The following is a 21,277-nucleotide window of genomic DNA, read 5'->3' as shown; positions in this document are numbered from 1 at the left end:
GGGCGCCAATCCGGAACGGTTGACGCAGGAAGGCGCAAGAGGCATAATACATCTTAATAACATATCCATATAATCGGGGGTTTTATGACCACATGGAGAAGCTTCGCACCGGCTGGCGCACCCGGCAGCGAACCGCTTTTTCTATTGGCGACTCTTCTTGGAAAGGATCGTTTCATGGGCATAGAGCAATTGCTTGAAAAGGCAGCGACCTATCTGAAAGAACAGGATTTGACACGCATCAAGGAAGCTTATGATTTCGCCGAGAAGGCGCACGCGGGACAGGTGCGCAAATCGGGCGAGCCGTACATCCTTCATCCTGTCGCGGTTGCGGGCATTCTGGTTGACATGCAGATGGACGTGCTGTCGATCATTGCCGCTCTGCTGCACGATGTGGTGGAAGACACGACGGTCGACCTCAAGGACGTACGCGCCCGTTTCGGCGAATCATGCGCCATGCTTGTGGACGGATTGACCAAGCTGGAGAAGATTCGCTTTCGTTCCAAAGAGGAGCAGCAGAACGAAAATTACCGCAAAATGTTCGTCGCGATGGCGCAAGATTTGCGCGTAATATTGATCAAGCTGGCCGACCGGCTGCACAATATGCGGACCCTCAAATTCCAGTCCGAAGAGGCGCAGCGCCGCATCGCCTACGAGACGCTGGAAATCTACTGTCCGATCGCCCACCGGCTCGGGATATCGGCGATCAAATGGGAAATGGAAGATATCGCCCTCCGTTATTTGAATCCCCAGCAGTATTACCGGATCGCCAATCTGATGAAGAAGAAGAGGGCCGAGCGGGAGCAATATATCGCCAGTGTTATCGAACGGATCGGCGAGAAGCTGGCGGAGATGGGCATCAACGGCGACATTTCGGGCCGGCCGAAGCATATTTACAGCATCTACAAGAAGATGACCGAGAAAAACAAGCAGTTTAACGAAATATACGATCTGCTGGCGATTCGCATTATCGTCGACAACATTAAAGACTGCTATGCGACGCTCGGCATTATTCATACGTTATGGAAGCCGATGCCCGGCCGGTTCAAGGACTATATCGCGATGCCGAAGGCGAATATGTACCAGTCGCTGCACACGACGGTGATCGGACCGAACGGAGAGCCGACGGAAGTGCAGATCCGGACGTGGGACATGCACCGGACGAGCGAGTACGGCGTCGCGGCTCACTGGGCTTATAAAGAAGGGGCGTTCGTGCCCGGCGGCAGTTTCGAGGATAAAATGACCTGGTTCCGTGAAATTCTGGAGCTCCAGCACGAAGCGCGGGATGCGTCCGAATTTATGGAATCGCTCAAAATGGACTTTTTCTCCGACCGCGTATTCGTCTTTACGCCGAAAGGGGAAGTATTTGACCTGCCTGCGGGAGCGGTGCCGCTCGACTTCGCTTATCGCATTCATACCGAGGTCGGCAACCGCACGATCGGGGCCAAGGTGAACGGCCGCATCGTGCCGCTCGACCATAAGTTGAAAACCGGCGACATTGTCGAAATATTGACGTCGAAGCATTCGTACGGACCGAGCCAGGACTGGATCAAAATCGCGCAGTCGTCGCATGCCCGCAGCAAAATCAAGCAGTGGTTCAAGAAGGAAAAGCGGGAGGAGAACGTGGCGAAAGGCCGCGAGCTGCTGGAACGCGAGTTGAAGCGGCTCGGTCTGGAGCCGTCCGCCTGGATGACGGAAGACAAGCTGCAGGAAGTGGCGGCGAAGTTCACTTTCAACGACATCGAAGATATGATGTCGGCTATCGGCTTCGGCGGCATTACCGCCGCCCAGGTTTGCACCCGGCTGACGGAGAAGCTGCGCAAGGAAGCCGAGGAAGCGAGCCAGATCGAGCTGACGGGCGAAGTGAAGGAAGTGAAAGCGCCTGCCTCCTCCCGCAAAAACCGGCCGACCCACGGCGTAAAGGTGAAAGGCGTCGACAATTTGCTCGTCCGATTTTCCCGCTGCTGCAATCCGGTGCCCGGCGACGACATTATCGGATATATTACGCGCGGCCGGGGCGTTTCCATTCATCGTGCCAACTGCCCGAATCTTCCGCTCGGCGCGGAAGGGGAGGAAGCGGAACGGGTCATCGAAGTGGAATGGGAAGAATCGGTCGAAGCGAACTACAGCGTCGATATCGAAATTACCGGCCATGACCGGCGCGGACTGCTGAACGAGGTGCTGCAGGCCGTATCCGAGAGCAAAACGAACATTTCGGCGGTCACCGGCCGCTCCGTCAAAAACAAGATGGCGATGATTCATATGACGATTCTGATCCGCAACGTCGACCATCTGCAGGCGGTCGTCGAGAAGATCAAGCGGGTCAAGGACGTTTATTCCGTACAGCGGATTATGCAATAAAGGCAGGAATGGCGGTGTCGGCAGATGAGAGTGGTCGTGCAGCGCAGCGGCGCGGCATCGGTCGAAATTAACGGAGATATTGTGGGAAGCATTGAGAGCGGCCTGACGCTGCTTGTCGGGTTTACGCATGACGATACGGAGGAAGACGTCAGGTGGATGGCCGATAAAGTGGCGGGCCTGCGCGTTTTCGAGGATGCCGAAGGGAAAATGAATTTGTCCGTATCGGAAGTCGGCGGCAGCATTTTGTCGGTTTCCCAGTTTACGCTTTACGGCGACTGCCGCAAAGGGCGCAGGCCGAATTTTATGGCGGCGGCCAGACCCGAGCAGGCCGAACGGTTGTACGAGGCGTTCAACGAGCGGCTGCGCGGGCTGGGACTGGCCGTTGAAACCGGGCGGTTCGGGGCGATGATGAACGTCTCGCTCGTCAATAGCGGACCGGTCACGCTGCTCCTGGACAGCAAGGCATGACGGCCGTCGCCGGCCGCGGCGACGGTTAAAGCGCATCCGCAAGGATACACTAGAAGGTAAAAGGGCGTTCGCCGCGGCGAACGCCCGAAACCGGAGGTCACTTGCAGATGCGGCAATCGAAGAAGGAAACGAGAATCCGCAAAGCGGCCGGCCAGCTTCTTCACGCCGACCGGCGCGAAGCGTTCGCGCTTGCGGATACGGAAGACGATATGGAGGCTGCCGCCGAATGGGCGTCCCCGGGACCGGCCCACCGGCGGGAACAGCCTGACCATTCATGAGGGGAAATGAGAAATGCAAGTTCATATACAGGCGTCGGAAACGTCGTTCGAACGGTCGCTCAGCCATATCGTGGCGCTGTTTTTCGAAGATGCGAAGACGACGTTTTCGGCCGGGCCGGACGACGGCGCCGACCTTCTCGTACTGCTGTCTGCAGAGGAGCGGGAATCCGGCGCCGCCGCCGCGGCCGAGCTTACGGACCGGCGGGACGGAAGCCGGCTTTCTTCGCGCAATGAGCGTCCCGTACCGGCCGGCGCAAGCGAAGAATTTCGCCGCCGCCAGCTGAAGCAGGCGATGAGCCACGCGCTGCTTGACGTGCTGCAGCGCCATACCGGCATCATTCAGCCGTGGGGAATATTGACCGGCGTGCGGCCGACGAAGCTGCTGCACGAACGGGTGCGCAGAGGAGTGCCGATGGAGCAGGCCCGCCGCGAGCTGGCCGAGGATTACTTGATCAGCGAACGAAAAATCGGGCTGATGGAGCAGATCGTCGAACGCCAGCTGACGGCGTTGCCGGATCTGTACAATTTGCGCCGCGAGGTGAGCATTTATATCGGGGTGCCGTTCTGTCCGACGAAATGCGCCTACTGCACGTTTCCCGCCTATGACATCAACGGCCGCCAAGGGTCGGTCAACGGTTTTTTGGATGGCCTTCATTATGAAATGCGAGAAATCGGGCAGTGGCTCCGGCGCCACAATGTCGGCATCACGACGGTCTATTACGGCGGCGGTACGCCTACCAGCATCACGGCGGAAGAGATGGACGCGATGTACGCTGCGATGTACGAATATTTTCCGGGTATGGACCGCGTCCGCGAGGTGACGGTCGAAGCCGGAAGACCCGACACGATTACGCCGGAAAAGCTGGCCGTTCTGCAAAAATGGGGCATCGACCGAATCAGCATCAACCCGCAATCGTATATTCAGGAGACGCTCGATCTGATCGGACGGCATCATACGGTGCGCGAAACGATCGACAAATTCGAGATGGCCCGCCACGCCGGAATGGACAATATCAATATGGATCTGATTATCGGCCTCCCCGGCGAAGGGCTGCCCGAATTCGAGCATACGCTGGCCGAGACGGCCAAGCTGCTGCCGGAATCGCTCACGGTGCATACGCTGTCGTTCAAGCGGGCGTCGGAGATGACGCGGCACAGGGGTGAAGCAAAATACAAGGTGGCGGATCGCGAGGAAATCAACCGGATGATGGAACGGGCTGTCGAATGGACGAACGAGTTCGGTTATCTGCCTTACTATTTGTACCGCCAAAAAAATATACTCGGCAATCTGGAAAATGTCGGTTATGCGAAGCCGGGCGCCGAAAGCTTGTACAACATCCTCATCATTGAAGAGATGCAGACCATCGTCGGTCTCGGCTGCGGCGCGACCAGCAAGTTCGTCCATCCGGAAACGGGAGACATTACGCGGCTGGCCAACCCGAAGGAGCCGAAGGCGTATATCGATGCCTACCAGACATCGACGGAGGCGAAAATCAAGGCGCTTGAAACGTTGTTCGCGGGAAACTAGAAGGCTGTCGCACAGGAAACGTTTTATTTTCTGTAATCAAATTGTAACATGAATAACATGTTTCTTTAATATGGCTTGCCTATAATACGTTATGACCCCCTTTTTTAAATAATATTTTTAAACCTGCTGGCGATAGCAGGTTTTTTTCTGTTTTTGTGCACCCGGTCGCGTAAGGCGCATCAGCCTGTACGAGATTGACAACGCCTCGAAAGGGGTCTGATAGTCGAACTTAGTTTGCGCGAGCGAATAAGGCCCTGCAGGTACGCTATGGGCAGCGGGACCCGGGGACGGCACGAGCGAATAGGCCCCCCGCAGGTGTGCTATGGGCCGCGAGGCTGAGAACGAGCGGGGGAGAGACGGAACAAGCGCTACCGAAAGGGAGACTGCCGGTCGTCAATCACGGCAAGAATGTGCGTCAATGGGCCTCCGGATGTGATGTGACGCTTGACTTTGCCTGCGGGCGCGGGTAAAATCTAAAAATACGATGCCATATTTAAAATTCGATGAGGGGAAGAAGTAATCCTTCGCACGTATCCAGAGAGGGGCGCCACGGCTGCAAGCGTCCTTATGGTGGACGGATGAACGACATCCCGGAGAACGGGCGGCGAACGACGCAGCGGCTGATTTCGGCATATGCCGGAATGGCCGGGCGCGGATCAGTAGTCGTCATGCGCAGGCGGGCGTTAACCGCATGAGAGCGGACCGTTAATGTTGCCGGTCCGGAAGATGGGTGGCACCACGGGAGCGCGAACAGCTCTCGTCCCTGGCTTGTAATGCCGGGGGCGGGAGCTTTTTTATTTTAAATAGGAGGTTATGGCAATGGCAATCCAGAAGCCGCCGGGCGTGCAGGATATATTGCCCGGTTCCGTCGAGCGGTGGCAGTATGTCGAACAGGTCGCCCGCGATATTTGCCGCCGCTTTAATTTCAAAGAAATTCGTACGCCGATGTTTGAGATGACCGAGCTGTTCCAGCGCGGCGTCGGCGAAACGACCGACATTGTTGAGAAAGAGATGTACACCTTCACCGACCGCGGCGGCAGAAGCATTACGCTCCGGCCGGAAGGGACGGCCGGAGTCGTGCGGGCGTATGTGGAGAACAAGCTGTACGGGGACCCCGATCTGTCGAAGCTTTATTATATCGGTCCGATGTTCCGCTACGAGCGCCAGCAGGCCGGCCGGTACCGCCAGTTTCACCAGTTCGGCGTCGAAGCGATCGGCTCGGACGATCCGGCGCTGGACGCGGAGGTAATCGCGCTTGGCTACGCCTTTTACCAGGAGGTCGGGCTGAAGGGAGTGCGCGTCGAGCTGAATTCCGTCGGCACGCCGGCGATTCGCGAGGCGTTCCGCGGCAAGCTGCTCGCCTATCTGGAGCCGAAGCGCGAACTGCTGTGCAAAGATTGTCAATCGCGAATGGGGCGGAACCCGCTCCGGGTGCTCGACTGCAAAGTCGATCAGCGGCATTTTGCCGACGCGCCGTCGATTTTGGACAGTCTGGACGAGGCGTGCGCCGGGCATTTCGAACGGGTGAAGGGCCATCTCGCCGACATGGGCATCCCGTTCGAAATCAATCACCGGCTCGTCCGCGGGCTCGATTATTATACGAACACCGCGTTTGAATATAAGGCCGAAGGCATCGGCGCGATCGATACGATTGGCGGCGGAGGACGGTACAACGGCCTCGTGTCCTCCATCAGCGCCGAGGACCGTCCGGGCGTCGGTCTCGCGATCGGACTGGAGCGGACCGTGCTGCTGCTCGAGCAGCAAAGGGCGGAAGGAGACGGCCCCGGCCTTGACGTCTACCTCGTCGGTCTCGGCGAAGCGGCCGAGCGGGAGACGGTGAAGCTGCTGCATGCGCTGCGCGAAGCCGGGCTGTCTGCCGACCGCGACTATCAGGGACGAAAGCTGAAGGCGCAAATGAAATCGGCCGACCGTCTTCGGGCGTCGTATACGGCGATTCTCGGCGACGACGAGCTGGCGCGGGGCGAGATTGCGCTCAAAACGATGGCGACCGGCGAGCAGCGCTTCGTCAAGCTGGAGCGGCTTGCTGCGGAAATTAAAGGAATCGAATCATAACTGAAGGAGATGGAACCATAATGTTGTTGAAAACTCATTCGTGCGGCACCTTAAGCAAGGCCGAAGTCGGACAAACGGTTACGCTCAACGGCTGGGTGCAGCGCAGACGCGATCTCGGCGGGGTGCTGTTCATCGATTTGCGCGACCGGACAGGCATCGTCCAGATCGTCTTTAACCCGGCCTTTTCGGGCGAAGCCCATGCGATCGCCGACCGCGTCCGCAACGAATATGTGCTGGCCGTGCGCGGCACGGTCGTCGAGCGCGATCCGGAGACGTTCAATCCGAACATCGCGACCGGCGAAATCGAGGTCCGCATTACCGAAATCGAAGTGATGAACGGTGCGAAAACGCCGCCGTTTCCGATCGAGGACGGCGTGGAGGTCGACGAGGCCATCCGGCTGAAGTACCGTTATCTCGACCTGCGCCGTCCGGAGATGTATAATACGCTGCTGCTCCGTTCGAAGGCGGCCAAGGTGTTCCGCGATTTTCTCGACGGCGAAGGGTTTATCGAGGTGGAAACGCCGATTTTGACGAAAAGCACGCCGGAAGGGGCGCGCGATTATCTCGTGCCGAGCCGCGTCCATCCGGGAGAATTTTTCGCGCTCCCGCAATCGCCGCAAATTTACAAGCAGCTGCTGATGGTGTCCGGTCTCGAGCGCTACTATCAGATCGCCCGCTGCTTCCGCGACGAGGATCTGCGTGCGGACCGCCAGCCGGAGTTTACGCAGGTGGACATCGAGACGTCGTTCCTCTCCCGCGACCAACTGCTGGAGATGATGGAGCGTCTCGTCGCGAAGCTGCTCCGCGAAACGGTCGGCGTCGAGGTGGAACTGCCGTTCCAGCGCATCACTTATGCCGACGCGATGAGCAAGTACGGCTCCGACAAGCCGGACCTGCGGTTCGGTCTGGAGATCGAAGATATTACGGACATCGCCGCTGGCAGCGATGTGAAAGTATTCGCCAGCGTCGCGGCGAGCGGAGGCGTCGTCAGGGCGCTTAATGCCAAAGGCTGCGCCAACTGGAGCCGCAAGGAGCTGGACGACCTGCAGCCGTTCGCCGCTCGTTACGGCGGCAAAGGGTTGGCCTGGATTACGGTCAAGGACGGCGAATGGCGCGGTCCGATCGTCAAGTTCCTGAAGCCGGAAGAAATCGCGGCGTTGACCGAGCGTCTCGGCGTGGAGGACGGCGACCTGCTGACTTTCTCCGCCGACAAACCGCAAGTCGTCGCCGACGTGCTCGGCAACCTGCGGCTGAAAGTCGGACGGGAGCTCGGGCTGATCGACGATTCCAAGTTCAAATTCGCCTGGGTCGTCGACTTCCCGCTGCTCGAGTGGGACGAGGAAGCGAAGCGGTACGTGGCGCTGCACCATCCGTTCACCCGTCCGCGCGACGAGGATTTGCATCTGTTCGACACCGAACCCGGCCGGATTCTCGCGCAAGCGTACGATCTCGTGCTGAACGGCTACGAAGTCGGCGGCGGTTCGATGCGGATTTACAGACGTGACGTACAGGAGAAAATGTTCAAGGCGCTCGGCTTTACGATGGAGGAAGCGTACGAGAAATTCGGCTTCCTGCTTGAAGCGTTCGAGTACGGCACGCCGCCGCACGGCGGAATCGCCTTCGGTTTCGACCGGCTCGTCATGCTGCTTGCCGGCCGTTCCAACCTGCGCGAGACGATCGCCTTCCCGAAGACGGCGAGCGCAACGGATCTGCTGATGGACGCCCCGTCGGCCGTCGATCCGGCACAGCTGCAGCAACTGCACATCCGCACGCTGCCGAAGCCGGGGGCCAAACCGGGACCGAATGCCGGCGGACAGGCGGCCGCGGCGGCCGGCTCGGCGAACGGCGCTTGACAAGATATTTGTACAGTAAGGAGAGGTCGGCGTAGTATGCTTCACCAATTTTCCCGAACCGAACTTGCAATCGGCCCCGAAGGGCTGGACGTAATGAAGAGAAGCACCGTCGCGGTGCTCGGCATCGGCGGCGTCGGCTCGATTGCGGCGGAAGCGCTGGCCCGTACCGGCGTCGGACGCATTGTGATGATCGACAAGGATGTCGTGGACATCACCAATGTGAACCGCCAGATTCACGCGCTTACGACGACGGTCGGCCAGCCGAAAGCGGAACTGATGCGGGACCGGATCAAGCTTATATTTCCGGAATGCGACGCGGTGGCGTTGCGGATGTTCTATACCGAGGAAACGTACGAGAAGTTGTTCGAATATCCGCTCGACTACGTCATTGACGCTTCGGATACGATTTCGTATAAAATCCATCTGATCAAGCAATGCCTGAAGCGGAATATTCCGATCATTTCCAGCATGGGCGCGGCCAACAAGATGGACCCGACGCAGTTCCGGGTGACCGATATTTCCAAGACGCACACCGATCCGATCGCCCGCGTCATCCGCCAGAAGCTGCGCAAGGACGGGATTCACAAAGGCGTGAAGGTAGTGTTCTCCCCGGAGGAGCCGATCAAGCCGCGTGAAGACGTCACGCAGCGGATCGTGCCGGAGAACGCGCCGGAAATCCGCAAGGCGCAGCAGCCGCCGGCCAGCAACGCCTTCGTGCCTCCGGTGGCGGGGCTCATTATGGTCAGCGTCGTCGTGCGCGACCTGCTGAAAAAAGCCGGCATCGACGCATAATCGAAGCGTCGCGGCCGGGCTGGCGGCCGGAAGGCCGGCCTCGTCGGACGGGCCGGCCTCGTCGGATTGGCCGGTCGCCGGCCGCTTCATGCGGAACGGGGCGATGCGGCCGTCGGCCGCAAGGATGGTCGTTTGCCGGCCGGAAGGCCGGCCTCGTCGGACGGGCCGGCCTCGTCGGATTGGCCGGTCGCTGGCCGCTTCATGCGGAACGGGGCGATGCGGCCGTCGGCCGCAAGGATGGCCGTTTGCCGGACGGATGGGCGGCCTCGTTGGACGGGCCGGCCTCGTCGGATTGGCCGGTCGCCGGCCGTTCCATGCGGAACGGGGCGATGCGGCCGTCCTTTACGTCCGTTCGGCGCGATGTCAATTTCGTCTCTAACGTCCGTTCGACACGATGTGCCAATTTCGTCTCTAATGCCGTTCGGCGTGTTGCGCCAGTTCCGTCCTTCACGTCCGTCCGGCGTGTGCTGCGCATATCCATTCGCGCAGCGCGCCAACAGGCTGCCGCGAGCGTGTGGCCTGGGCGAAAAATCGCCCGGGGAGCACCGCGCGGTCATGCTGAAAATTAAAATTCTGCAAAAATGCATCTTTTCCGACCCCAATCCAGCTTTGCAAGCCAAATTCCTGCAAAAGTACAACATTTTCGGGCGGAAAAGGGCGTACAGGCTAGGTAAGGGGATTCATTCCTGCACAATTGCAGGAATTTTATCAAAACCACCGCATTCAAGCCCAAAAAACTGCACATTTGCAGCTTTTTGGGCTTGAATGCTTCCGCCCGGCTGTCCCGCTGGAGAACGTCTGTGCGTATGTGTTAAAATAGAAGCAACATAGCATGAAGATGGGGTTGAAACTGGCCATGGACCTGTTTACGTACCGGGAATTCGATACGCCGCAGCGAACGCTGCTGGCTGACCGGATGCGTCCCGAGACGCTGGACGAATATATCGGACAGGAGCATATCGTCGGTCCGGGCAAGTTGCTGCGGCGGGCGATCGAAGGCGACCAGGTGTCGTCGATCGTGCTGTACGGGCCGCCGGGCTGCGGCAAGACGACGCTGGCGCATATTATATCGAAGCGGACGGCAGGGGAGTTCGTCAAGCTGAATGCGGTGGACGCGTCGGTCAAGGACGTTCGGGAAGTGATCGAGCAGGCCCGCATGAACAAGTCGATGTACGGCCGCAAGACGACGCTCTTTCTCGACGAGGTGCACCGCTTCAACTCGTCCCGCCAGGACGCGCTTTTGCCTGCGGTGGAGCAGGGCTTGATCGTTTTTATCGGCGCTACGACGGAGAACCCTTTCCACTATGTGAACGGTGCGCTGCTGTCGCGATCTACGCTGTTTCAACTGCACAAGCTGACGAAGCGTCATGCGCTGGAAGCGATGCGCCGGGCGCTGGCGGACAAGGATAGAGGGCTCGGCTTTATGAATCTTCAGGTGGACGAGGAAGCGCTTGACCATATCGCTTCGATGGCCGGCGGAGACATCCGCCGCGCGCTCAACGCGCTGGAGCTCGCCGCCGTGACGACGCCGTCCCGGCCCGACGGCTCGGTTCATATTACGCTGGAGGTGGCCCAGGAATCGATCCGCATGCCGACGGTCAAGGCCGACGAATCGACCCAGTACGACGTGCTGTCGGCGTTTCACAAGAGCGTGCGCGGTTCCAGCGATGCTGCGCTGTTCTGGTTTCTGTACGCGGTGGAGAAGCTCGGCATGGACCCGATGGTCTTTATCCGCCGCCTGATCGTCGCCTGCAGCGAAGATATCGGGCTGGCCAACCCGCAGGCAATGGTGCAGGCGGTAACGGCGATGGACGCTTACCACAAGATCGGGTGGCCGGAAGCGAAATACAACATCGCGCAGGCGATCCTGTTTGCGGTGGAAAGTCCCAAGTCGAATGCCGTTGCGACGGCCATCGGGCGCGTCGCGGACGAGATCGAAAGGCTGGGCGCCGCCGAAGTGCCGCTTCATCTGCGCGATACGCATTACCGCGGTGCGGAACAGCTCGGACATGTCGGATACAAATATCCGCACGATTATCCGGGACATTATGTCAAGCAGCAATATTTGCCCGACGCGAGCGGAGAGCGGACGTTCTACGAGGCGACGGAACAGGGGACGGAAGAGCGGATCAGGCAAAATCAGCAGCGGAGACGAAAGGCCGACTCGTAGCCGCCGATCGTTTCCTTACCCCGCGCGGAGGCTCCCGCAGGCTAAAACGGAAGATTACGAAAGTAAAAGGTGTATATCTTCCAACCTGTAGCGAATAAAAATTACTATCGTCTCCATAACGCCGAATGCGGCGTTTTGCAGGTTTGACGGGCAGGCTTGGGATCATCTACCCTTAATAATATAAAATATCGGCCATAAAGGAGGTGCGCCTGCCGCCGCATTCGCCCGTTACGAACGGCTGCGGCTGCAGGGAAAAAAGATTGAGCGACCCTTTACCGCTACCCGCGATCATGACGAACCTGGCGATCATACTCGCGCTGGTATTCATGAACGGCTTCTTCGTTGCGGCTGAGCTTGCGATGGGGAAGATCAGAGGCAGCCGAATAGGCTCGCTGACGTCCGAAGGAAAGATGAAAGCCCGCTTTGCGACTCATCTGACGAACAATCTGGATGCATATTTGCTGGCTTGCCAGCTCGGCATTACGCTCGCTTCGCTCGGGCTCGGGCTGTTCGGCGCGCCAGCCATATCCAGCATGTTGTCTCCTTGGCTCGAGCGGCTGCAGCTCAGCGGCGAGGCCGTCGCGGCGATCGCTTTGGTCATCGCCTTCGCGCTCGTTGCGCTGCTTCATATCATTATCGGGAATGTGGCGCCCAAAACATTGGCGAGCCGCAAGCCGGAGTCTGTCGCCCTGCTGGCGGCAGTGCCGGTCATGGCATTCCGCTGCATCGTCTATCCGTTCGTCTGGCTGCTTCACCTGTGCGCCGGACGAATCGTGAAGCTGCTCGGCTTCGATTCCGCATCGAGAGCCGGTTCGGCGCATACGGAAGAAGAAATTCGCACAATGATGAAGGAGAGCCACAAAAGCGGCTTGATCGACAACACCGAATTGACACTGGTCGACAACATTTTCGAGTTTACGGAAACGAGCGCCAGGGAAATTATGATTCCCCGGACCGATATTATTTGCCTCGATGCGAATTTGCCTTATGCGGAAAACAGATTGACGGCGCTGCGGGAAATGCGGACCCGCTATCCTGTCTGCGAAGGCGACAAGGACAATATGATCGGGTTCGTCCATATTAAAGATTTGCTTCAGGAGGGTGCGGAATCGATTACCGATATCCGACAGATTATCCGGCCCATTACGACGGTGCCGGAATCGATGCAGATCAGCACGCTGCTCAAGCTGATGCAGAAGAAGAAGACGCAGATTGCCATTCTGATCGACGAATACGGCGGCACCTCCGGCCTTGTGACGCTGGAAGATATTATGGAGGAGATCGTCGGGGAGATTCAGGACGAATTCGATGAGGAACGTCCGGATATCGAACGCAAGGACGAACATACCTATTCGATCAGCGGCCTCATGTTGATCGAGGAGGTCAACAGCTTTTTCGGACTCGATATCGATACCGACGATTACGATACGATCGGCGGATGGATCTATTCGCAGATCGAAATTCCGCCAAGGAAAGATCAGAAAATTTCGATCGACGGCGGCTTCGAATTCACGATCGAAGAAACGGATCATCTGCGCATCTCGCGCATTATGGTCCGCCGTTTGACGGAACGGCAGGAGGAGGACGGCGTCGCACAGACGGGGCTCGGCTAGCCCTTGTCTCAAGGCTTGAAAAAGGGCGGGGACCCGGCGCACATGCACCGGGCCCCTGCCCTTTCGCTTGCCGATCGGCGCCGGCAATCAGCGGCCGGCCAGGGCCGCTTCGAAAGCGGCGGGATCGGTATGCCGTACGCGCTCGATCGTGCCGCCGCCGAGACAGACGTCGCCGTCGTAGAAGACGACAGCCTGGCCGGGCGTGACGGCTTTTTGCGGCTCGGCAAATTCGACATCGGCCGTGCCGTCCTCGCGCAGCGTGACGGTGACCTTCTGGTCAGGCTGGCGGTAGCGGAACTTGGCCGTGCATGTCAGCGGCTTGTCCGGCCGCGCCGGCGAAATCCAGTTGACGCCGGAAGCGGTCAACCCGTCCGAATAAAGGCGGGGATGACGGTCGCCTTGCACCACGTACAGAATGTTGCGCTCCAGATCTTTGTCGGCGACGAACCATGGCTCGCCGGTTCCCGAGCCGCCGATGCCGAGCCCTTGCCGCTGTCCGAGCGTGTAGTACATCAACCCGTCATGCCGTCCTTTCGTCTCCCCGGTGCGCAGATCGACCATCGGTCCCGGCTGCGCGGGCAGGTAACCGCTCAGGAATTGCTTGAAATTCCGCTCGCCGATAAAGCAGATGCCGGTGCTGTCTTTCTTCTTCGCGGTGGCAAGTCCCGCTTCTTCCGCGATGCGGCGCACCTCGGGTTTCGTCAAGTGCCCGATCGGGAACATCGCTTTGGCCAGCTGCTCCTGATTCAGCGCATGCAGAAAATAAGTCTGGTCCTTGTTGCTGTCTGCGCCGCGCAGCAATTTCGCCTCCCCCGAGGCGGTACGCTCGATGCGCGCATAATGTCCCATCGCCAAATAATCGGCGCCGAGTTCGAGCGCCTTTTGCAAAAATTCGCCGAATTTGATTTCCCGGTTGCACATCACATCGGGATTCGGCGTGCGTCCCCGCTTATATTCATCGAGAAAATAGGCGAAAACTTTATCATAATAGGCTTTCTCGAAATTGATCGTATAATAGGGAATGCCGAGTTGGTCGCATACGCGGCGAACGTCCTCCGCATCCTCCTCTGCGGAGCAGAAACCGTTCTCGTCCGTATCGTCCCAATTTTTCATGAAAATGCCGATTACGTCGTAGCCTTCGCGCTTCAGCAGCAATGCCGCCACGGACGAGTCGACCCCGCCCGACATGCCGACAACTACGCGTGTCGACGATTTCGGTTTCGTCATCTTGATCACCACTTTCTGTAACTGCCGATTTGCAGGCGTTTCAGGCAGGCGGCCCGCGCAGAAACGCTAATCCTATTGTAACACAGTCGGCTGCGATTTTTCACAAGTTTACAACCTGCAAGTGACGATTCCGGTGGCTCTAACCTCTAAGATATGTTAACATATATTCGAACTGGGAATACCATGGATTAGATGGCGTTGTTTTTCATATAGACATAGACGAAAAACTGCTGTAAGTTTGGAAAGAGGTGTCCATTACATTGAAAATTTCGACGAAAGGCCGCTACGGTCTGACTATTATGATGGAGTTGGCGGCCAAATTCGGCGAAGGGCCGACTTCATTAAAAAGTATTGCCGAACGTAACCAGTTGTCCGAGCACTATCTGGAACAGCTCGTCGCGCCGCTGCGCAACGCGGGTTTGGTAAAAAGCATCCGGGGCGCCTACGGAGGCTACGTTTTGTCGAGAGAACCCGAATCGATTACGGCGGGCGATGTGATCCGCATTCTGGAAGGGCCGATCTCGCCGGTCGATTTTACCGAAGAAGACGATCCGGCCAAACGCGATCTGTGGCTGCGCATTCGCGACAGCATTGCCAACGTGCTCGACTCGACGACGCTGGCCGATCTTGTCTCCTATAAAGACGAAGGACAGCCGGACAGCTACATGTTCTACATCTAGGAAACGAACCGATAGGATGAATGCAATGAACGACAGACATTATTTCGATCACGCCGCTTCGTCGCCGCTGCATCCCGATGTTGCCGAGACGATGCTGGAAGTTATGCGGGAGACGGTCGGCAACGCATCCAGCATGCACGCCTTTGGCCGGGCGGCCCGGCAGCGGATCAACCGGGCGCGCGATCTGATCGCCGAAGGCCTCGGATGCGAACCGGGCGAGCTGATGTTCACGTCCGGCGGCACCGAAAGCGACAATGCCGGCATCGCCGGAACGGCAAGAGCCCGCCGCAAGCAGGGCAAGACCCACATTATTACGTCGGCGGTCGAGCATCATGCGGTGCTCCATACTTGCGACGCGCTTGAGCAGGAAGGATTTCGGGTTACGCGGCTGCCGGTCGACGAAACGGGGCGGGTTTCGGTCGATGACGTGCGCGAGGCGCTCACGCCGGATACCGCCGTCGTGACGATTATGCACGGCAACAATGAAGTCGGCACGATCCAGCCGATTGAGGAAATCGGCGAGCTGACGCGGGCGGCCGGCGTCCCGTTCCATGTCGACGCGGTGCAGTCGCTCGGAACCGAGCCGATCGATCTTGGCCGGCTGCCTGTCGATCTGATGAGCTTCTCCGCCCATAAAATCAACGGCCCGCAAGGCGTCGGCGCGCTCTATATCGCCCGCGGCACGCCGTTCGAGCCGCTGCTGCACGGCGGCAATCAGGAGCGAAAACGGAGACCGGGCACGGAGAACGTCGCCGCGATCGCCGGTTTTGCCCGTGCATTTGAACGTTGTGTGAACGAACGGGAAACGAAGAAACTATTTTTGGACAAGCTTCGTTCTACATGGATAGAGAGACTGGCAGCGATTGCGGGTGAAGACCGCATCGCCGTCAATGGCAATCCGCTCCATCGTCTGCCTCATATCGCAAATATCAGCTTCGCCGGACTCGATACCGAGACGCTGCTCATGAATTTGGATTTGGCGGGCGTCGCGGCATCGAGCGGTTCGGCCTGCACATCGGGATCGCTTGAGCGGTCGCATGTGCTGAAAGCGATGAACCTCCCCCGCTGGCGGCTGGAATCCGCTGTAAGATTCAGCTTCGGATTGGGCAATACTATGGAGGAGATCGAGCTGGCCGCGCAAAAAATTGAAACGATTTTGCGCCGGGCTCGTACTACCGACCAGGAGGCTCATTCAGGCCCGTGATCAAACTTCAACAGCTTATCGGTCTTCCTGTTCTCGTCATCCACACCGGCAAAAAAGTCGGGAAAGTGAAGGACGCATGGTTCGACGAACATTGGCGGCTCAGAGGTCTCATTCTGGAGACGGGCTGGCGGTTGTCCGGCGGCGTACGCGTTGTGGAATGGAACCACGTGCTGACCTGCGGCGAAGATGCCGTTCTTATTGCCGAAGGAGATTCGGTTCGCAAGTTGAAGGCTGCGGAGATCGGAAGGTCTTTCTTCCAAAGCGGATGCGTTAAACTGCGCGATTTGCCCGTTATGACGGTTCACGGTCAACAGCTGGGCAGATTGTCGGACGTTTATTTTTATCCGTTTCAGGGTACACAGATAGTAGGTTATGAATTGACAGACGGATTTATTTCGGACGTGATGGAAGGGCGCAAATGGTTTCGTGCGCCCGCCGATTCCGACGTTATCCTTCTGGGGGAAGATGCGATCATCGTGCCGGCCATTAGCGAAACGGAGCTGGAACCGGTCGCTTCTTCCGATTCGGTTATTAGGGAGAAATGAAAGATGATGAGATGTCCCAACTGCAATTCGAAAGACATCGGGAAAATCGGTTCCCATCAGTTCTATTGCTGGGGCTGCTTCATCGAACTGACCGTCAACGGGGACAAGATGTCCGTCTACCAGGTGGAAGAGGACGGCACGCTGAGCTCGTTGGACGATCTGTTCTTTGAAGAGGATATGCCGCAAATTCATGCGAACTGACGAAGACGGCCTTAAGGGCCGTCTTTTTATGTGACAGGATGAATTGCCCTGCATGTACATATACTGAACGGAGCAATGACTCCGGCGCGAAGCGGCCGACCGTCAGCGGCCTGACGCTTCGACAGCTGCCGGAATGCGGGGGTACGGTAGTATGGAACGTTTTACGAACAGCCGGCTGTTTGCCGGCCTGGTATACGTTATTTTGGGCCTTGCCGCCCTTTATTTGTTGCTGCAGCTCAAGCCGCTTATCGTGAACGTATACAACTTTCTGAAGGCGGTGCTGGCCCCTTTTCTGATCGCGATGATCATCTCTTACGTTCTGAATCCGATCGTCAGCATGCTGAACGATCGGAAAATGCCGCGCACGATTGCGGTGCTGCTCATCTACGCCGTTTTCGGATTTGCCATCGCGGTAGTGCTGGTCAACCTTATCCCGATGGTGCTGGAGCAGCTGGAGGAATTGAACCGCCATGTGCCGGAGTTGACCGTACGCGCGCAGGACATCGTCAGCGACCTGAACAACAGCTCGCTGCTGCCGGAAAGCGTGCGGACGGGCATCAACAATTCGCTTTACCAGATGGAGAAGCGGCTGTCGGCGGCCATATTCGATTTCGTCAACAATATCGGCGCGATGCTGAACGCGCTGTTCATCGCCTTCATTATCCCGTTTCTCGCTTTTTATATTTTGAAGGATTTCGAAGTGTTCGAACGGACGGTCATCGCGTTTGTGCCGAAGAGCCACCGGAAAGGCGCCGTCCGGCTGCTGAAAGATATCGACAGCGCGCTCGGCAGTTATATTCGGGGCCAGTTTTTCGTCTGCGTCATCGTCGGGACGCTGGCCTATATCGGCTACCTGCTCATCGGCATGCCGTATGCGCTGCTGCTTGCCGGCATCGTCGCGATCACCAACATCATTCCGTATTTGGGACCGTTCTTCGGCGCCGCTCCGGCGCTGATCGTGGCTTCGACCTTGTCGGTCAAAATGGTGCTGCTCGTCGTCGTCGTCAATACGGTATGCCAAATTCTCGAAGGAAACGTCGTCTCGCCGCAGGTGGTAGGGCGGACGCTTCATATGCATCCGCTGACGATTATATTCGCGCTGCTCGTCGGCGGGGAAATCGCCGGCATCGTCGGCATGATTCTGGCCGTTCCGATCTTCGCCGCCCTGAAGGTGATTTTCCAGCACATTTTCGCCTATTATGTCAGACGGAGCATGGTTTGACAGCAGGCCGCAGTATCCCCTATAATCTTGAATATCTATGTATGTTCCATACGATGAGAGCGATGACGAATTGGAAGTACGCCATAGCCCGTCAGCCAGAGAGGGCGTTACGCGCATGTTCGGGAGTCCGGCTTGCGCGGCTGCGATAACGCCTGTGACGAAGAATGGCGGAAAGCTCATTTCGGAGCGTGAACGAACTTCACCGGTTGGACCCGTTACCGTCCGATTGAGGCGATCGCCGCCGGTCAGGAGCCAAGTCAGCGTCCGGCCGCAGGGCGATAACCAGGGTGGTACCGCGATCATTCGTCCCTGAGTATTCAGTGGGCGTTTTTTTGTGTCCGAACGTCAGATCGGGCGCAGGACACGAACGATAACATTCTGATTGGAGGCGTCATTCCATGAAAGCCAGCGAAATCCGTTCCAAATGGCTCGAATTTTTTGCAAGCAAAGGCCATGCGATCGAACCGAGCGCATCGCTTGTGCCGAACAACGATCCGTCGTTGCTGTGGATCAATGCCGGCATGGCACCGCTTAAAGTATATTTTGACGGCCGGGAAATTCCCGCCAATCCGCGCATTGCCAACTCGCAAAAATGCATTCGCACGAACGATATCGAAAATGTAGGCAAAACGCGCCGCCACCATACGTTTTTCGAGATGCTCGGCAACTTCTCGATCGGCGATTATTTCAAGAAAGAAGCAATCGAATGGGCCTGGGAGTTTCTGACGTCGCCCCGCTGGATCGGTTTCGATCCGGAACGCCTCTCGGTAACGGTCTATCCGGAAGACGAGGAAGCTTACGACTATTGGCGCAATATGATCGGTCTGCCGGACGAACGCATTATCAAGCTGGAAGACAACTTCTGGGATATCGGCGAAGGTCCTTGCGGACCTTGTACGGAAATTTTTTACGACCGCGGCGACCAATACGGCGACCTGTCCGACCCGGAATGCTATCCGGGCGGGGAGAACGAGCGTTTCCTGGAAGTGTGGAACCTCGTATTTTCGCAGTTCAACCATAACAAGGACGGCAGCTACACGCCGCTTCCGAACAAAAACATCGACACCGGCGCCGGCCTGGAGCGGTTTGCCTCGATATTGCAGGGGGTGGATTCCAACTTCGACACCGACCTGTTCCTGCCGATCATCGAGCGGACGTGTAAAATAGCGGGCGTAACCTACAAGGAAGACGCGGATGCCGATGTGGCGCTGAAGGTGATCGCCGACCATATCCGGACAGTCACGTTCGCCGTCGGCGACGGCGTCCTGCCGAGCAACGAAGGTCGCGGTTACGTAATCCGGCGGCTGCTGCGGCGCGCCGTCCGCTACGGCAAGAAGCTCGGCATCGACCGCCCGTTCCTGTACGAGCTGGTGGAGACGGTCGGCGGCATTATGGGCGTCTACTATCCGGAAGTGGTCGAGAAGCGGGCGTTCATCGAGCGCGTCATCCGGATGGAAGAAGAGCAGTTCCATCGCACGCTGTCGGACGGGCTCGGCCTGCTCGCAGGTCTCGTCGCGGACGCGAAAGCCGAAGGCCGGAAGGTTATCGGCGGCGAAGACGCGTTCCGGCTGTACGACACGTACGGCTTCCCGCTCGACTTGACCGAAGACTATGCGGGCGAGCACGGGCTGACGGTCGACCGCGAAGGGTTCGAGGCGGCGATGGAAGAGCAGCGCAAGCGCGCGCGCGATGCCCGGACGGAGACCGGCGGCATGAATACGCAGGGCGGTCCGCTCGCCGATTTCACGGTTAAAAGCGAGTTCGTTGGTTATAATGAGTTGGTAACTGAAGCCAGAGTGACGGCCATCGTCAAGGACGACAGCATGGTCGACATCGCGGGACCCGGCAGCCGGGTGCTGGTGCTGCTGGACCGGACGCCGTTTTATGCGGAAAGCGGCGGACAGGTCGGAGACAAGGGAACGATTGCGGGCGAAGGCTTCGAACTGAACGTTGAGGACGTCACGAAGGCGCCCCACGGCCAGCCCGTTCACCGGGCGGTCGTCGTATCCGGCACGATCCGCAAGGGCGATGTCGTACGGGCGGCCGTCGCGGAAGAACTGCGCGCGGATATTGTAAAAAATCATACGGCGACCCATCTGCTGCACAAGGCGCTCAAAGAAGTGCTCGGAGAGCACGTCAACCAGGCGGGTTCGCTCGTCGAGCCGGAACGTCTGCGGTTTGACTTCTCCCACTTCGGCGCGGTCACCGCGGAAGAAATGGCGGAGATCGAGCGCCGCGTCAACCGCCAGATCTGGCTCGGAACCGAAGTGGAGATTTCGAGCAAACCGCTCGCGGAAGCGAAGGCGATGGGCGCGATGGCGCTGTTCGGCGAAAAATACGGCGATATCGTCCGCGTCGTCCGGGTCGGCGATTACAGTCTGGAGCTGTGCGGCGGCTGCCACGTGACGAACACGTCCCAGATCGGCCTGTTCAAGCTGGTGGCGGAGAGCGGCATCGGTTCCGGCGTGCGCCGCATCGAAGCGGTAACCGGACGTCACGCCTATGCTTATGTGGAAAGCCAGCTTGACCTGCTGAAGCAGTCTGCGGCGCTGCTGAAATCGAATCCGGCGGACGTGCCGAAGCGGATCGAGGCGCTGTTCGCCCAGACGAAAGAGCTGGCGCGCGAGAACGAATCGCTTCAGGCGAAGCTGAGCCATATCGAGGCCGGCTCGCTCGAGTCGAAAGCGAAGCGGGCCGGCGACGTCACGGTGCTGGCCGCCCGCGTCTCGGCGCCGAGCATGGACGCGCTCCGGAGCATCGCCGACGAGCTCAAGGCGAAGCTCGGTTCGGCGGTCATTATCCTTGGCGCGGTTCAGGACGACAAGGTTCAACTCGTCGCCGCCGTCTCGCCCGATCTCGTGCAGAAAGGCTTTCATGCCGGCAAGCTGATCAAGGAAGCGGCCGCGCGCTGCGGCGGCGGAGGAGGCGGACGGCCGGATATGGCGCAGGCCGGAGGCAAGGATGCGTCCAAACTGGAAGAAGCGCTGAAACTTGCCGAAGAACTGGTTCTAAAGCAGGCAAATGTGATATAGTAGAAAATAAGAACCTTTTGAAACCTGCCGATT

General features: G+C 58.4%; 18 protein-coding genes. 15 read left to right on the top strand and 3 right to left on the bottom strand.

Annotated elements, in window-relative coordinates:
• Positions 1 to 174 precede the first annotated feature (174 nt).
• The 7 genes from ABEV74_RS03380 (at position 175) to ABEV74_RS03350 (ending at position 9,350) form a co-directional block, all read left to right on the top strand.
• Positions 175 to 2,358 (top strand): RelA/SpoT family protein, encoded by a 2,184-nt coding sequence (locus ABEV74_RS03380; RefSeq protein ID WP_213528975.1) that lies wholly within the window; start codon positions 175 to 177, stop codon positions 2,356 to 2,358.
• A 24-nt stretch (positions 2,359 to 2,382) separates the two neighbouring features.
• The gene (gene dtd, locus ABEV74_RS03375) at positions 2,383 to 2,826 is read left to right on the top strand and encodes a D-aminoacyl-tRNA deacylase (protein WP_430143431.1); all 444 of its coding nucleotides are present in this window, start codon (positions 2,383 to 2,385) and stop codon (positions 2,824 to 2,826) included.
• Positions 2,827 to 2,933: 107 nt separating this feature from the next.
• Positions 2,934 to 3,104 (top strand): hypothetical protein, encoded by a 171-nt coding sequence (locus ABEV74_RS03370; protein WP_213528973.1) that lies wholly within the window; start codon positions 2,934 to 2,936, stop codon positions 3,102 to 3,104.
• Positions 3,105 to 3,117: 13 nt separating this feature from the next.
• Entirely contained in the window at positions 3,118 to 4,632 is a 1,515-nt protein-coding gene (locus ABEV74_RS03365) for a coproporphyrinogen III oxidase (protein ID WP_430143429.1), read from the top strand.
• An 819-nt stretch (positions 4,633 to 5,451) separates the two neighbouring features.
• The gene (gene hisS / locus ABEV74_RS03360; RefSeq protein WP_430143427.1) at positions 5,452 to 6,705 is read left to right on the top strand and encodes a histidine--tRNA ligase; all 1,254 of its coding nucleotides are present in this window, start codon (positions 5,452 to 5,454) and stop codon (positions 6,703 to 6,705) included.
• 20 nt (positions 6,706 to 6,725) lie between these two features.
• Positions 6,726 to 8,558 (top strand): aspartate--tRNA ligase, encoded by a 1,833-nt coding sequence (gene aspS, locus ABEV74_RS03355; protein ID WP_430143426.1) that lies wholly within the window; start codon positions 6,726 to 6,728, stop codon positions 8,556 to 8,558.
• A gap of 36 nt (positions 8,559 to 8,594) precedes the next feature.
• The gene (locus ABEV74_RS03350) at positions 8,595 to 9,350 is read left to right on the top strand and encodes a tRNA threonylcarbamoyladenosine dehydratase (protein WP_430143425.1); all 756 of its coding nucleotides are present in this window, start codon (positions 8,595 to 8,597) and stop codon (positions 9,348 to 9,350) included.
• Positions 9,351 to 9,549: 199 nt separating this feature from the next.
• Here the strand turns inward: ABEV74_RS03350 and ABEV74_RS03345 are convergent, their stop codons facing one another.
• Positions 9,550 to 9,753: a hypothetical protein gene (locus ABEV74_RS03345; protein ID WP_430143423.1), complete on the bottom strand. Its 204-nt coding sequence runs from the start codon at positions 9,751 to 9,753 to the stop codon at positions 9,550 to 9,552.
• Positions 9,754 to 10,206: 453 nt separating this feature from the next.
• Here ABEV74_RS03345 and ABEV74_RS03340 point away from each other — a divergent pair, with 453 nt between their 5' ends.
• Complete coding sequence (locus tag ABEV74_RS03340; protein ID WP_430143483.1) at positions 10,207 to 11,520, top strand: replication-associated recombination protein A; 1,314 nt, start codon at positions 10,207 to 10,209, stop codon at positions 11,518 to 11,520.
• Positions 11,521 to 11,692: 172 nt separating this feature from the next.
• Here the strand turns inward: ABEV74_RS03340 and ABEV74_RS03335 are convergent, their stop codons facing one another.
• Complete coding sequence (locus ABEV74_RS03335) at positions 11,693 to 11,848, bottom strand: hypothetical protein (RefSeq protein ID WP_430143487.1); 156 nt, start codon at positions 11,846 to 11,848, stop codon at positions 11,693 to 11,695.
• Here ABEV74_RS03335 and ABEV74_RS03330 point away from each other — a divergent pair.
• Complete coding sequence (locus ABEV74_RS03330; protein WP_062491988.1) at positions 11,811 to 13,133, top strand: hemolysin family protein; 1,323 nt, start codon at positions 11,811 to 11,813, stop codon at positions 13,131 to 13,133. The two genes, ABEV74_RS03335 and ABEV74_RS03330, sit on opposite strands and share 38 nt — an antisense overlap.
• 87 nt (positions 13,134 to 13,220) lie before the next feature.
• Here the strand turns inward: ABEV74_RS03330 and mnmA are convergent, their stop codons facing one another.
• A complete protein-coding gene (gene mnmA, locus ABEV74_RS03325; protein WP_430143422.1) occupies positions 13,221 to 14,372 on the bottom strand; it encodes a tRNA 2-thiouridine(34) synthase MnmA in 1,152 nt (383 codons plus the stop codon).
• A 248-nt stretch (positions 14,373 to 14,620) separates the two neighbouring features.
• Between mnmA and cymR the strand changes: the two genes are divergently transcribed.
• The 6 genes from cymR to alaS all read left to right on the top strand — a co-directional run bounded on the left by cymR (position 14,621) and on the right by alaS (position 21,244).
• The gene (gene cymR, locus ABEV74_RS03320; protein ID WP_062491992.1) at positions 14,621 to 15,040 is read left to right on the top strand and encodes a cysteine metabolism transcriptional regulator CymR; all 420 of its coding nucleotides are present in this window, start codon (positions 14,621 to 14,623) and stop codon (positions 15,038 to 15,040) included.
• 25 nt (positions 15,041 to 15,065) lie between these two features.
• Positions 15,066 to 16,244 carry a cysteine desulfurase family protein gene (locus ABEV74_RS03315; protein ID WP_430143420.1) on the top strand — a complete coding sequence of 393 codons (1,179 nt, stop codon included), beginning with the start codon at positions 15,066 to 15,068 and terminating at the stop codon, positions 16,242 to 16,244.
• The gene (locus ABEV74_RS03310) at positions 16,241 to 16,789 is read left to right on the top strand and encodes a PRC-barrel domain-containing protein (RefSeq protein WP_213528968.1); all 549 of its coding nucleotides are present in this window, start codon (positions 16,241 to 16,243) and stop codon (positions 16,787 to 16,789) included. Before ABEV74_RS03315 ends, ABEV74_RS03310 begins: the two co-directional genes overlap by 4 nt.
• Before the next feature lie 3 nt (positions 16,790 to 16,792).
• On the top strand, positions 16,793 to 16,990 hold the full coding sequence (locus ABEV74_RS03305) for a hypothetical protein (protein ID WP_062491997.1): 198 nt from the start codon (positions 16,793 to 16,795) through the stop codon (positions 16,988 to 16,990).
• A 151-nt stretch (positions 16,991 to 17,141) separates the two neighbouring features.
• On the top strand, positions 17,142 to 18,212 hold the full coding sequence (locus tag ABEV74_RS03300; protein WP_430143418.1) for an AI-2E family transporter: 1,071 nt from the start codon (positions 17,142 to 17,144) through the stop codon (positions 18,210 to 18,212).
• Positions 18,213 to 18,610: 398 nt separating this feature from the next.
• Entirely contained in the window at positions 18,611 to 21,244 is a 2,634-nt protein-coding gene (gene alaS / locus ABEV74_RS03295; RefSeq protein ID WP_430143417.1) for an alanine--tRNA ligase, read from the top strand.
• Positions 21,245 to 21,277: the final 33 nt, after the last annotated feature.

It is taken from the genome of Paenibacillus cisolokensis (genome assembly GCF_050481165.1).
GTDB lineage: Bacteria > Bacillota > Bacilli > Paenibacillales > Paenibacillaceae > Paenibacillus_AH > Paenibacillus_AH cisolokensis.
This window is presented reverse-complemented; position numbering and strand designations above follow the sequence as displayed.

Bases quoted from the DNA above. Each gene is read 5' to 3' on its own strand.
- ABEV74_RS03380 (WP_213528975.1), top strand. From the start codon at position 175: ATGGGCATAGAGCAATTGCTTGAAAAGGCAGCGACCTATCTGAAAGAA.
- dtd (WP_430143431.1), top strand. From the start codon at position 2,383: ATGAGAGTGGTCGTGCAGCGCAGCGGCGCGGCATCGGTCGAAATTAAC.
- ABEV74_RS03370 (WP_213528973.1), top strand. From the start codon at position 2,934: ATGCGGCAATCGAAGAAGGAAACGAGAATCCGCAAAGCGGCCGGCCAG.
- ABEV74_RS03365 (WP_430143429.1), top strand. From the start codon at position 3,118: ATGCAAGTTCATATACAGGCGTCGGAAACGTCGTTCGAACGGTCGCTC.
- hisS (WP_430143427.1), top strand. From the start codon at position 5,452: ATGGCAATCCAGAAGCCGCCGGGCGTGCAGGATATATTGCCCGGTTCC.
- aspS (WP_430143426.1), top strand. From the start codon at position 6,726: ATGTTGTTGAAAACTCATTCGTGCGGCACCTTAAGCAAGGCCGAAGTC.
- ABEV74_RS03350 (WP_430143425.1), top strand. From the start codon at position 8,595: ATGCTTCACCAATTTTCCCGAACCGAACTTGCAATCGGCCCCGAAGGG.
- ABEV74_RS03340 (WP_430143483.1), top strand. From the start codon at position 10,207: ATGGACCTGTTTACGTACCGGGAATTCGATACGCCGCAGCGAACGCTG.
- ABEV74_RS03330 (WP_062491988.1), top strand. From the start codon at position 11,811: ATGACGAACCTGGCGATCATACTCGCGCTGGTATTCATGAACGGCTTC.
- ABEV74_RS03335 (WP_430143487.1), bottom strand. From the start codon at position 11,848: ATGAATACCAGCGCGAGTATGATCGCCAGGTTCGTCATGATCGCGGGT.
- ABEV74_RS03315 (WP_430143420.1), top strand. From the start codon at position 15,066: ATGAACGACAGACATTATTTCGATCACGCCGCTTCGTCGCCGCTGCAT.
- ABEV74_RS03305 (WP_062491997.1), top strand. From the start codon at position 16,793: ATGATGAGATGTCCCAACTGCAATTCGAAAGACATCGGGAAAATCGGT.
- ABEV74_RS03300 (WP_430143418.1), top strand. From the start codon at position 17,142: ATGGAACGTTTTACGAACAGCCGGCTGTTTGCCGGCCTGGTATACGTT.
- alaS (WP_430143417.1), top strand. From the start codon at position 18,611: ATGAAAGCCAGCGAAATCCGTTCCAAATGGCTCGAATTTTTTGCAAGC.